Raw genomic sequence first — 12,239 nt, forward strand, 5'->3', positions numbered from 1 at the left:
ATCTGGTTCGATCACCCTGATGGCGGAGCAAGTGCGTTTCCTTTCAGGGTGATCGGCCAAACCGCATTCGCAACAGCAAGGGGGAGCAATGCTGGGCTGGATGGACGGGATGAGACGGTGGGTTCATTCCACGGCCCTCCGGCAGGGTGCCGCCCCTGACGCCCAGGCTCCGGTTGCTCTCTCCTTTCGCACCCATCCCGTCCGGGCGACGCTGGCGCTGCTCAGCCGCTCCCGCGCCGGGTTCGCGGCGGCGCTGGTGGCGGGGTTCCTGCTGCTCTACTTCGGCCTTGGCGGCATTCTCGCCTCCACCATCGACGACAATCTGGCCTTCCGCCCCTCGGCGGCGGATCTTCCCCCCGGCGGCAGCGTCGCCGTGGCCATGGCCAGCGCCATTCTCGACCGCGAGGTGAACGAGCACGGCTGGGTGCCGGATGATCCCTGGTTCTATCCGTCGGCGCTGGCGGACAACATGCCCGCCTGGCAGAGCGGAATCCGCATGGGCGCGCTGCGCTTCACCGCCGCGCTGCTGGCCCGGCAGCCGCAGGATCCTGATCTCCTGAAGGCGAACGAGGCGCTGGAAGTCCGCCCGGACCGCTGGTGGATCGGGCCGGGTTGGCCGTGGCTCCGCGCCACCTCCGCCTCCACCTATGACGACGCCGTGGACGCGATCCGCGCCTACAACGCCCGCGTGGCGAAGGACGGCACGCTCCTGACCCGGGACGCGGCGACGCTGTCCGTGCTGCTGGACGATCTGGCTCGGGCGCTGGGCGAGGCCGGGGACAGGCTGGCGCTGCATCTGGAAGGTGGCGCGGCCGGCGGCGACGGCAAGCGCCTGGGCAACGACGAAATCTTCTATGCCGTGCGGGGGCAGGCCTACGTCACGTCCCTCATCCTCAACGGCCTGCGCGAGGATTTCGGCCCCCTCATCCGCCAGCGCCAGCTTGCGGCCCGCTGGGCGTCCATGGCCCGCAGCCTGGAGCAGGTGGTGGATCTGAACCCGCTGGTGGTCACCGCCGGCAGGCCGGGCAGCTTCCTCATCAAGAACCACCTGATGGAGCAGGGCTTCGCCCTCCAGCGCACCGAGGAGCAGTTGCGGGCGCTCGCCGCCGAGCTGCGGCGCGCCCCGGTGCCGCCCGCCGCGACGCCGCGCCGGTAGCCGGAGCAGTCCAACACGGGAAGAACGCGCGGGCATGCGGAGGGCGCGCGGTCCCCCGCACCCTTGCGGCTGTCAGAACCACGCCCTCACGCCCAGCACCAGCGCCCATCCGCCCGTGTCTTCATCGCGGGCGCGGGCAAGGTCGCGGGTGTCGCCGAACAGGCGCTGGTATTCCACGCCCACATACGGGGCGAACTCCGGCACGACCTCGTAGCGCAGGCGCACCCCGGCTTCGAGCGCGGACAGGCCCGCGCCGATGCCCAGTTCGGGCACGTCCTGCGCCGCCAGGTCCACTTCCGCGCGCGGCTGGAGGATCAGGCGGTTGGTGAGGCGCATGTCGTGCTCCGCCTCAAGCCGGGCGGTCAGGTCGCCCTTCTCCGAGAGGAACAGCGCCGCGTCCACCTCGAACCAGTAGGGGGCAAGGCCCTGCACGCCCAGCACCGCGTGGGCGCGGTCCGGCCCGGTGCGGCCGGAGTGGGGGCGGATGTCGTAGCGCACGCCCGTCTGCAGATCGAAGAACGGCGCGACCGCATGGCTCCACAGCGCCTGGAATTCGGCGCGCTCCAGCGCGTCGCCGAACGCGCCGTGGCCTTCGGTCTTGAGCCACAGCTTGTCGTAGTCGCCGCCCCACCAGCCCTGCGCGTCCCACACATAGCCGTCGTGGCCGTCGCGGACCCGGGCTTCCAGCCGGTCCGCCATCACCATGGCGCCCCGGAACCGCCCGTGCATGTCGATGAGCCCGGCCTTGCGTGCCCGCGCCATCGCCGCCGGGTCCCACACGGTGTCGGCGGCGTGCTCCGGCCCGGTCAGCGCCTCGGGCGGCGGGGGCGCGAGCGGCGGCAGCGCGCCGCGCGCGGGCATGGAATGCCCGGCGTGGGGGTCGGCCGGGGCGGCGGGGTGGCCGCCGCCATGGTGCCCGGCATGGGGGTCAGCCTGACGGGCCGCAACCGGCGCGGTCAGCGCCGCCAGCGCGCAGGCGGCAAGGAGGGCGCGGCGGATCATCACGGCTCTCCTCCGCCATGGTGGGCGTGGTGCCCGCCGTGATCCCCGCCGCCGTGATCCTCGCCGTGGCCCTGATGGTTCTGCGGCGGCGGTGGCGCGGCGGCGTCGTCCAGCGGGCGGATCTTCACCACGTTCATCATCCCGGCGTGCATGTGGTAGAGCAGGTGGCAGTGGAACGCCCAGTCGCCCGGCGCGTCCGCCGTCAGGTCGAAGCTGGCGATGCCGCCGGGCATCACGTTCACCGTGTGCTTGACCGGGTTCCCGCCCGGCATTCCCGTCACCACCTCGAAGAAGTGGCCGTGCAGGTGGATGGGGTGGTTCATCATGCTGTTGTTGATGAGGCGCACCCGCACCCGCTCGCCCCGCGCCAGCCGGATCGGCTCCAGCCCCTCGTTCAGCTTCTGCCCGTCGAACGACCACATGAACCGCTCCATGTTGCCGGTCAGGTGGATGTCGATGCGCCGCGCGGGCGGCCGCCTGTCGGGGAAGGGCACCAGCGGCGAGAGGTGGTGGTAGGTCAGCACCCGGTGCGGCGCGTTCTCCAGCCCCAGCGGGCGGTCCGCCGTGCGGTCCACCGGCATGGGGGAGACCATGTCCACACCCACGCCCGCCTTCACCGTCTCCGGCAGCCGGGAGGTGTCCCGCATGGCGTGGCCTCCGCCGTGGCTCCCACCGTGCTCCCCGCCGTGCTCCTCCATCCCGCCCATGCCCATGTCGCGCATGGAAAGGGTGGGGCGGGGGCGCAAGGGCGGCACCGGGGCTTCCATCCCCGGCCTTGGCGCCAGCGTCGCCCGGCCCAGCCCCGAGCGGTCGATGGACTCGGCCACCAGCGTGTAGGCCTTCGCCTCTGCGGGGGTGACGATCACGTCATAGGTCTCGGCGACGGAAATCTGGAACTCGTCCGTCTCCACCGGCTTCACGTTCTGCCCGTCCGCCTGCACCACCGTCATCGGCAGGCCGGGAATCCGCACGTTGAAGATGGTCATGGCCGAGGCGTTGATGATGCGCAGCCGCACCCGCTCGCCGGGCGTGAACAGGCCGGTCCAGTTCTCGCCCGGCCCGTGGCCGTTGATGAGGTAGGTGTAGAGGCTCCCGGTCACGTCCGCGATGTCGGTGGGGTCCATCCGCATCCGGCCCCAGGCGAGGCGCTCCATCGGCGTCATGCGCTCCTCGGGGTCGCCGCCCGCCAGCAGGCCCAGCACGGTCTGGCGCTGGCGGTTGAAGTAGCCTCCCTGCTGTTTCACCTTCTCGACGATCCGGTGCGGGTGCAGGTACGTCCAGTCGGAGAGCACGATCACGTGCTCCCGGTCACAGGCCACCGGGTCGGGCTCCGCCGGGTCGATGACGAGCGGGCCATAGTGGCCCTGCTGCTCCTGAAGGCCGGAGTGGCTGTGGTACCAGTAGGTGCCGTTCTGGCGGACCGGGAACTCGTAGGTGAAGGTGGCCCCGGGCGCGATGCCGGGGAAGCTGATGCCCGGCACGCCGTCCATGTGGAACGGCAGGATCAGCCCGTGCCAGTGGATGGAGGTGTCCTCGTCCGCCAGGTCATTCCGCACGTGGAGGCGGACGATCTGCCCCTCCCGCAGGCGAATGAGCGGGGCGGGCAGCACGCCGTTCACCGTCACCGCATGGCCGGTGCGGCCGCCCACGGTGAAATGGCTCGCGCCGATGCGCAGGTGAATGTCCTCGCCGGAGAGGGCTGTCCCCGCGGGCGCGAGACCGGCGGAGCCGCTGCGCGCCCAGGCCGGCAGCAGGGACGAAAGGCCGAGGCCCGCCAGGCCCAGCGCGCCCGCCCGCAACAACGTCCGGCGCTCGATAGAGAGGGTCATCATCCGGTCCTTGCTCGGCAACTGGAAGGAAGCGCCGCCAGTCTACGAGTTGACACCATGTGAAGGTCAAGGCCGTCCATGGGACATGCTCCCCGCTGCCCCGCGCAAGCGCCGCTTGCGGGCGGCCCCCGCCAATGGCAAAGTTGAGCCATGGCTGAACAGTCCAATCCTCCGCCATCCGGCGCTCCTCCCGAAGGGGGCCGTCCGGGCAGCGGCAGCGGCAACAATGGCGGGCGCACCCGCAAATATGTTGTGGTTGTCGACCAGACGCCGGAATGCCGGGTCGCCTTGCGCTATGCGGCCGGACGCGCCCGCCACACCCCGGGCGGCCGGGTCGTCATCCTCTACGTGCTGCCGCCGCTGGACTTCGTGCAGTGGGGCGGCGTCCAGAACGTCATGGAGCAGGAAGCCCGCGAGCAGGCCGAAGCCCTGCTGGAGGCCTTCGCGGTGGACGTGGCGAACATCTGCGGCTCTCCGCCCCAGCTGGAAATCCGGCGCGGCAAGGCGGCCGAACAGGTGCTCTCCATCATCCGCGACGACCCGGACGTGGTGCGCCTCATCCTCGCCTCCTCCGCCAAGGGAGACCCCGGCCCGCTGGTGAGCTTCTTCTCCGGCCAGATCTCCGGTTCCCTGCCGTGCCCCGTCACCATCGTGCCCGGCAGCCTCTCGCCCGAAGCCACCGACGCCATCGCGCAGATTGACTGATCCGGTTGGGGTTCAAGGATCTTTTGCAGGAGGGACTCGGTCCCTCCTGCACCTCCCGTCGTTTGCCGGGCCGCGTTTCCGGTGCGCCTTCTGATATGGGTCGCACGGTGGGAACCCCGACGAAAGAGAACTGGGCCGCGCCCTTTCTGCCGCGCACGTCCCGATAAATGAATGGGAGGTGCAGGAGGGTCTGCGACCCTCCTGCTTTATCCATTTGTTTGTCTCCGCAAACGGGAGGGTCTGCGACCCTCCTGCTTTATCCATTTGTTTGCCTCCGCAAACGGGAGGGTCTGCGCCCCTCCGGCAAGAGGAACCCTCTCGGTAAGACCCCGGAAAAACAAAAAAGCCCGGCGGGGTGCCGGGCTTTTCTGTTTGTGGAGCGCGGGTTCGGCTTACTTGCCGGAGACGATGCGCTCGATGAGTTGCTTCACCGTGGGGATGAAACCGTTGGAGTAGAACGGGTCCTTCTTGAAGCGGAAGGCGTTGTGGCCCGCGAACATGAGGTTCTGCTCCACGTCCTCGCCGTGGCCGATGGCCTGAAGCGTTTTCTGGATGCAGAAGGAGCGCGGGTCGGCCAGGTAGCCGGTCGAGTTCTTCTCGTTGTCCGCCCACGAGGAGAAGGAGCAGTGCGACAGGCAGCCCATGCAGTCCGACTGGTCCTTGCGGATCTGCGCCTTGCGTTCGGGCGTGACGAACACCAGCGTGGAGTCCGGCGTCTTCAGCGCTTCGGTGAAGCCCAGCGCCACCCATTCGCGGGCGCGGAACAGGTCGCCCTGGGTCACGAAGGCCTTCTGGCCGCGCGGCAGATTGCCCACGTCGAGCAGGAAGGTGTGCTCGCCCACTTCCTCGGTGGTGTAGGGAATCTGCCGTTCGGAGCGGGATTCCAGCTCGCGCAGGAACGGGTTGCGCACCGCCGAGGAGTAGAAGCCGGTCGGCGAGAAGCGGTGCAGCAGCACGTCGCCTTCCTCCAGGGTGAGGAGGCGCTGCTTCCACTGCTCGGGGATCGGGCTTTCCTTGGTGACGAGCGGCCGGGTGCCGAACTGGAAGGCGATGGCCCCCAGTTCCTTGTTGTCGATCCAGTGTTCCCACTCTTCCAGGTTCCAGACGCCGCCCGCCATGACGATGGGCACGTCGTCCGAGATGCCTTCCTGGCGCATCACGTCGCGGATGGCCTTGACGCGCGGATAGGGATCTTCCGGCTTCAGCGGGTCTTCGGCGTTGGAGAGGCCGTTGTGGCCGCCCGCCCGCCAGGGGTCTTCATAGACCACCGCGCCCAGCCATTCGGCCGCCTTGTGATAGGCGCGCTTCCACAGCGCGCGGAAGGCGCGGGCCGAGGAGACGATAGGGTAGTAGTGCACGCCGTGCTGTGCGGCGATTTCGGAAAGCCGGTAGGGCATGCCGGCGCCGCAGGTGACGCCGTTGACCAGCCCTTTGGTGCGCTCCAGCACGCCTTCGAGCACGCGCTGCGCGCCGCCCATTTCCCACAGGATGTTGATGTTGATGGCGCCCTTGCCGGAGGCGATTTCCCAGGCGCGGCGCACCTGCTCCACGCCGCCCTCGATGGCGTAGCGAATCAGCTCCTCATGGCGTTCGCGGCGGGTGCGGCCGTGGTAGATCTGGGGGATGGCGTTGCCGTTTTCATCATAGGAGTCGGCGTTGACCGCCGATACGGTGCCGATGCCACCGGCCAGCGCCCAGGCGCCAGAGGACATGTGGTTGGTGGCATTGATGCCCTTGCCGCCTTCGATGAGCGGCAGGACTTCACGTCCACCGATCCGAACGGCATTGAGCGATTTGAACATGGGCTTTCGCCTTTCCGGTACTTTCCAAAGTGTCTGCCATACAGGGTTCGGGAGATAAAGGCGAGTGGCAAGCCGCCGAAGCGGGGCACGCAACCTACCAATGCCCAGTTTACGCACGAATTGGTCGCTGGTGTCACGACTTCCCGCGCATTTTGCGCGCATCCGGCGTTTGGGCCCGGAACGGGGCGTGGCAGCAAACGACCACCCCGAGGATTTAGTTCCCTGCGTGTCCGGGACCAGCCTTTCCCGCTTCTCTTGGCGGCGGCAGGCAGGACATACGATAAAGGGCTCCGACTGGAGCCCTTTACCGCTTGTCATCAAGGGGGAAGATAGGAGGTTTTCGCTCCGGTTCAATCCCCTCTTTTCTGTCAGGGTCAGCCGTCGCTGCGCGGGCTGCGACGACGACGGCGGTCACGATCGCCGCCGCGCTCGCCGCGGCCTTCGCCGTCACCTTCGCCGCCCTCCGAACGCTCGCCGCGCTGTTCGCGGGCCGGGCGCTCGTCCGGCAGCTCCTCGCCGGTTTCCTGGTTCACCAGACGCATGGACAGGCGCACCTTGCCGCGGTCATCGATGCCGAGCACCTTGACCTTGACCATCTCGCCTTCCTTGAGGACGTCCGACACCTTGGCCACGCGCTCCGGCTTGATCTCGGAGATGTGGACGAGGCCGTCGCGGCTGCCGAGGAAGTTCACGAACGCGCCGAAGTCGACGATGGAGACGACCTTGCCCTCGTAGATCCGGCCCACTTCCGGCTCGGCCACGATGCCCTCGATCCACTTGAGGGCGGCCTTGATCTGCTCCTGGTTGGAGGAGGCAACCTTGACGGTGCCGTCGTCCTCGATGTCGATCTTCGCGCCGGTGACTTCCACGATCTCGCGGATGACCTTGCCGCCGGTGCCGATGACTTCGCGGATCTTGTCCTTCGGGATCTTGATGGTCTCGATGCGCGGCGCGTGCTGCGACATTTCCTGACGCACACCGCCGAGGGCCTTGTTCATGATGCCAAGGATGTGGGCGCGGCCCTCATGGGCCTGCTCCAGCGCCACGCGCATGATCTCCTCGGTGATGCCGGCCACCTTGATGTCCATCTGAAGGGCGGTGATGCCCTTCTCGGTGCCCGCCACCTTGAAGTCCATGTCGCCCAGGTGATCCTCGTCACCCAGGATGTCGGACAGGACGGCGAAGTCCTTGCCCTCGAGGATCAGGCCCATGGCGATGCCCGACACCGGGCGGACCAGCGGCACGCCCGCGTCCATCAGCGCCAGGGAGCCGCCGCAGACGGTGGCCATCGACGAGGAGCCGTTGGACTCGGTGATGTCCGACACCACGCGGATGGTGTACGGGAAGGTGTCCTTGGGCGGCAGCACCGGGCGCAGGGCGCGCCAGGCCAGCTTGCCGTGGCCGATTTCGCGGCGGCCCTGGAAGCCGAAGCGGCCCACTTCGCCGACCGAATAGGACGGGAAGTTGTAGTGCAGCATGAAATGCTCATGCCGGGTGCCGTCCAGGCTGTCGATCATCTGCTCGTCGTCGCCGGTGCCCAGCGTCGTGGTGACGATCGCCTGGGTCTCGCCGCGGGTGAACAGGGCCGAGCCGTGGGTGCGCGGCAGAACCTGGGTCTGCACGTCGATCGGGCGCACGGTCCTGGTGTCGCGGCCGTCGATGCGCTTGCCTTCCTTGAGGATGGCGGTGCGGACGATGTCCTGCTCCAGCTTCTTCAGCAGCTTGCCCACCAGCTGGGCGCCGTGCTCCTCGCCGAAGGTCTCGACCGCGCGGGTCTTGGCGGCGTCGATGAGGGCGCGGCGCTCGGACTTGGCGGTGATGGCGTAGGCCGAACGCAGGTCGGCTTCCACCAGTTCGCGGATCTTGCCGTACAGCTCGGAGGTGTCCGGCTGCTCCGGCAGCTCCCACGGTTCCTTGGCGGCCACTTCCGCCAGCTCGATGATGGCGTCGATCACCGGATGCGCGGCCTTCTGGCCGAACATCACCGCGCCCAGCATCACGTCTTCCGGCAGCTCCTTGGCTTCCGATTCGACCATCAGCACGGCGTCGCGGGTGCCGGAGACCACCAGGTCAAGCTCGGACTCCTGCATCTGCTCGATGGTCGGGTTCAGCACGTACTCGCCGTTGATGTAGCCAACGCGGGCCGCGCCGATGGGCCCCAGGAACGGAATGCCCGAGAGGGTGAGGGCGGCGGAGGCGCCGACCATCGCCACCACGTCCGGGTCGTTCTCGCCGTCGTAGGACATGGTCTGGCAGATCACGAGCACTTCGTTGTAGAACCCTTCCGGGAACAGCGGACGGATCGGGCGGTCGATCAGGCGGGAGATGAGGGTCTCACGCTCGCTCGGGCGACCCTCGCGCTTGAAGTAGCCGCCCGGAATCTTGCCGGCGGCGAAAAACTTTTCCTGGTAGTGGACGGTCAAGGGAAAGAAGTCCTGCCCTTCCTTGACGCTCTTGGCACCCACCACGGTGCAGAGAACGGCGGTTTCGCCGTAGGTGGCGAGCACGGCGCCATCGGCCTGACGGGCAATGCGGCCCGTCTCCAGAGTGAGCTTGCGCCCGCCCCAGATCACTTCTTTCTTCTGAATATCAAACATTGAGTGTCTTTCTCATCCGCAACCAAGCCCTATTGCCTGGCCGCACAGCTTGCCTGTTTGACGGGAGCAATTCCCGCAGGCGCTGCTGATCAACGCCTGCGATTGCTCCCGGTATCCGCCTTGTAAAACCTGTGGAGTCAGGGCGCGGCGGAGAAGCCCCGACACAGGACTGTGCCTCAGTACGCAACAAACACATAGACCCGTAAAGGGCTGAGAGACCAAAAAAATGTTCGGCCCATATGCAAAGCGGGGAGGAACACGGCCCCGGGCCGACTCCCTCCCCGCCTGCTAGAACTGTGTTTGGTCCGGCAGTCGCACTTAGCGACGCAGGCCCAGACGCTCGATCAGAGCCTGGTAGCGCGCAACGTCGCGCGACTTCACGTAGTCGAGCAGCTTGCGGCGCTTGTTGACCAGCATCAGAAGGCCGCGACGGGAGTGGTTGTCCTTCTTGTGGGTCTTGAAGTGCTCGGTGAGGTTGGCGATGCGCTCGGTGAGGATCGCGACCTGCACTTCTGGCGAACCGGTGTCGTTGCCCGTGCGGGCGAAGTCGGCAATGATCGCCTGCTTCTTTTCAGCCGTAATCGACATCATGGTCTCCTTATCACGTCAGGTTGAGTCCCCTCAGCACCCGGACCTGACCACCAACGGCCTCGACGATGGCCACGGGCGTTTGCCCATCCATCGCCATGTAGGTCCCGGGACGAAGGGAGGTCCCGTCGAGCCTCTGTCCCTGCCGCAGCAGGAGAGCCTCGCGGGGGTCGACCGCCAAAGCCGGGATGTCGTCCAGCCCGGCGGTCACAGGCAAAAGTGCCTGTTCTGGATGTTGGTCTTGAACGAGAAGTTCGAGATTGTCCAGTGGAATCGCGGTTTGCAGGTCAAAAGGCCCCGCCTTGGTGCGCCTGAGCACCGAGACATGGCCCACGGTTCCGAGGCTTTGCGCGATGTCCCGCGCCAGCGAGCGGATGTAGGTGCCCTTGGAACAGAGCACCGAGAATCGGGCCTCGGTGCCGCTCGCCCCCAGAAAATCAATCCGGTGGATGGTGACGCGCCGGGGCTTCAGCTCCACGGTCTCGCCGGCGCGGGCGAGGGCATAGGCGCGCGCGCCGTCCACCTTCAGGGCGGAGTAGACGGGCGGCACCTGCTCGATCTCGCCCGTGAACCGGGGCAGCACGGCGCGGATGGCGGCCTCGTCCGGGATCACGTCGGAGGTGGCAATGACCTCGCCCTCGCCGTCGTCGGTGGCGCGGGCCTCCCCGAAGCGGAGGGTGAAGTCATAGCCCTTGGTGGCGTCGAGGATGTAGCCGGTCAGCTTGGTCGCCTCGCCGAGCGCCACCGGCAGAACGCCGGTCGCCAGCGGATCCAGCGTGCCGCCGTGGCCGATCTTCCATCCCTTGGGCAGCGTCCCGCGCAGGATGCGCTTGCACGCCGCCACCACCTGGCCGCTGCTCATGCCGAGCGGCTTGTCGATGTTGAGCCAGCCGTGAAGGCGGGCGGAAGCGGGGCTGGGTTCGGTCATGGAGGCACTCATAGGAGGACGCAAACGGGGACGCAAACGGGGATGCTGACAGGTTCACAAACGGCGCAGTCCGCACTGCGCCGGGCGCGCCCCCATGTCACGGCTGGCGGGCCGTTTGACAAGCCCCTGCGTGCAGCCCCTTGCCGTTGCGCCTTGTCACGCCGCAAGCAGCAGGTGGACGGGATTTTCCTGGTAGAGCGCCGGGAAGCGGTCGCACCCGGCGCACCACTGTTCAGCCTCGGGCGAGAGCCAGCCGATGAGCTGGCGGGTGTCGGCATGATGCCTTGGCAGATTGTAATGCAGGATCGGCTCATGATGCGCGATTCGGTTGCGGAGTTTGCGGATGGTGGCGAGCGGGGCTGAAAGGCTCTTGCGCGAAACACGTCTGCCATCGGGCTTGCGGGCGATCCGGTACAGTGCCGCGCGCCATATGTCCTCGTAGTCCTTGCCGAGAAGCGCGGTCCAGAAGCCGAAGGAGAGGGTGGCGAGCACCTGTTCCGGGGTATGGGCCTTGCGGTTTACCGTCAGCTCCTCAAGGGCGCGCCGAACCTTCTGCATTTGCCGCTCATGCAGGCACCGTCCCGGGGCCAGCAGCCAGTCTTCGCCAAACTGAAGGCTCATCGCTTCGTGTATCCGGTTGCGCAGCGCAAGCTCCAGCGCCTGAAGCGGAATATAAAGCGCCTCGGACAGTTGGGAATTTAAAGTATAAAGCTTAAAAGCAGCGGCCGGATTGCCATTCGCCCAGTCAAGATAACGCCCCAGTCTTGCGTAAGAAAAGGCATTTTGCAGCGGCGTCAGAGGCATTGAAGATCCGAATCTTTATATTTATGCCGCCGGATCCGGTTATAGAGGAATAACGATAATAGAAATATTGTAAAATGGCGAACAGGACTTGAAATCTGTTCGCTGCTGGATTATCCCATTGTCATGCACCCCGGTGTCGCCTCTGCCGCAAGGCATGCGCCCGGGGTAAGCTTTTTCCGGGGTAAGCTTTTTCCGGGGTAAGCTTTTTTGGGGGCAGGCGAAGGCCTGCCTTTTTTCATTTGCCGGGCTGCACTGCAAAACGGCCCCGATCGGATGATCGAGGCCGTGTGGATCGGGTTTGCCCGGCTGTGCCCGCGCTGGCGGTCAGTCGCGGCTGTCTTCGTCCCCGTCGTCTTCGTCATCCTCGGGGATCTGGTAGCGGCCCAGATCCTGCGCCACGCGCGGGTCGCGCAGCAGGGAGTCGATCTTGCTGGCCTCGGCGAAGCTGTGGTCCACGCGGAACACCAGGTTGGGCGTGTATTTCATGCGGATGCGGTGGCCCACTTCGCCCTTCAGGTAGCGGCCGTTGCGGCGCAGCGCGCCCAGCACCTCGGCCTCGTCCGAGCCGCCCATCGGCACCACGAACACGGTCGCATGGCGCAGGTCCGGCGACACGCGCACCTCGGTCACGGTGACCAGGTGGCTGGCCAGCACGTCATCCTGCACGTTGCCGCGCGCCAGCACTTCGGACAGCACATGGCGAATCTGCTCGCCCACGCGCAGCAGGCGCACGGAGCGGCCGGTGTCGGTGGTTTGATGGCGCATGGTTCAGTGTCCTTCGGCTCGGTGAGCCTTGTTCGTTAGTCCGTTTTCTCTGCTTTTTGCAGA

At 67.0% G+C, this 12,239-nt stretch carries 10 protein-coding genes; 2 read left to right on the top strand and 8 right to left on the bottom strand.

Annotated features, from left to right (window positions below; translation table 11 throughout):
* Window positions 1-109: 109 nt before the first annotated feature.
* Window positions 110-1,156 (top strand): hypothetical protein, encoded by a 1,047-nt coding sequence (locus ACSJJU_RS05315; protein WP_435914177.1) that lies wholly within the window; start codon window positions 110-112, stop codon window positions 1,154-1,156.
* Between the two features lie 72 nt (window positions 1,157-1,228).
* Here the strand turns inward: ACSJJU_RS05315 and ACSJJU_RS05320 are convergent, their stop codons facing one another.
* Together ACSJJU_RS05320 and ACSJJU_RS05325 are read right to left on the bottom strand one after the other, a co-directional pair.
* Window positions 1,229-2,158 (bottom strand): copper resistance protein B, encoded by a 930-nt coding sequence (locus ACSJJU_RS05320; protein WP_435914178.1) that lies wholly within the window; start codon window positions 2,156-2,158, stop codon window positions 1,229-1,231.
* Window positions 2,158-3,987: a copper resistance system multicopper oxidase gene (locus ACSJJU_RS05325; RefSeq protein ID WP_435914389.1), complete on the bottom strand. Its 1,830-nt coding sequence runs from the start codon at window positions 3,985-3,987 to the stop codon at window positions 2,158-2,160. The genes ACSJJU_RS05320 and ACSJJU_RS05325 overlap by 1 nt, the downstream gene beginning before the upstream one ends.
* 150 nt (window positions 3,988-4,137) lie before the next feature.
* On the opposite strand from ACSJJU_RS05325, the gene ACSJJU_RS05330 reads away from it, so the two are divergent.
* A complete protein-coding gene (locus ACSJJU_RS05330; RefSeq protein ID WP_435914179.1) occupies window positions 4,138-4,692 on the top strand; it encodes a universal stress protein in 555 nt (184 codons plus the stop codon).
* Between the two features lie 392 nt (window positions 4,693-5,084).
* On the opposite strand, the gene ACSJJU_RS05335 is transcribed toward ACSJJU_RS05330, so the two are convergent.
* From ACSJJU_RS05335 to rbfA, 6 genes are all read right to left on the bottom strand, one after another.
* On the bottom strand, window positions 5,085-6,494 hold the full coding sequence (locus ACSJJU_RS05335; protein WP_435914180.1) for an NAD(P)H-dependent flavin oxidoreductase: 1,410 nt from the start codon (window positions 6,492-6,494) through the stop codon (window positions 5,085-5,087).
* Between the two features lie 374 nt (window positions 6,495-6,868).
* Window positions 6,869-9,091, bottom strand: a complete 2,223-nt coding sequence (gene pnp, locus ACSJJU_RS05340; protein WP_435914181.1) for a polyribonucleotide nucleotidyltransferase — start codon at window positions 9,089-9,091, stop codon at window positions 6,869-6,871.
* 318 nt (window positions 9,092-9,409) lie between these two features.
* Window positions 9,410-9,679 carry a 30S ribosomal protein S15 gene (rpsO, locus tag ACSJJU_RS05345; protein WP_435914390.1) on the bottom strand — a complete coding sequence of 90 codons (270 nt, stop codon included), beginning with the start codon at window positions 9,677-9,679 and terminating at the stop codon, window positions 9,410-9,412.
* A gap of 13 nt (window positions 9,680-9,692) precedes the next feature.
* A complete protein-coding gene (truB, locus tag ACSJJU_RS05350; protein WP_435914183.1) occupies window positions 9,693-10,607 on the bottom strand; it encodes a tRNA pseudouridine(55) synthase TruB in 915 nt (304 codons plus the stop codon).
* Between the two features lie 156 nt (window positions 10,608-10,763).
* Window positions 10,764-11,411 carry an Abi family protein gene (locus tag ACSJJU_RS05355; RefSeq protein ID WP_435914185.1) on the bottom strand — a complete coding sequence of 216 codons (648 nt, stop codon included), beginning with the start codon at window positions 11,409-11,411 and terminating at the stop codon, window positions 10,764-10,766.
* 324 nt (window positions 11,412-11,735) lie between these two features.
* Window positions 11,736-12,176 (bottom strand): 30S ribosome-binding factor RbfA, encoded by a 441-nt coding sequence (gene rbfA, locus ACSJJU_RS05360; RefSeq protein ID WP_435914187.1) that lies wholly within the window; start codon window positions 12,174-12,176, stop codon window positions 11,736-11,738.
* Window positions 12,177-12,239 lie beyond the last annotated feature (63 nt).

The sequence above is a fragment of the Pedomonas sp. V897 genome, assembly GCF_051304405.1.
Classification (GTDB): Bacteria; Pseudomonadota; Alphaproteobacteria; order Sphingomonadales; family Sphingomonadaceae; genus Pedomonas.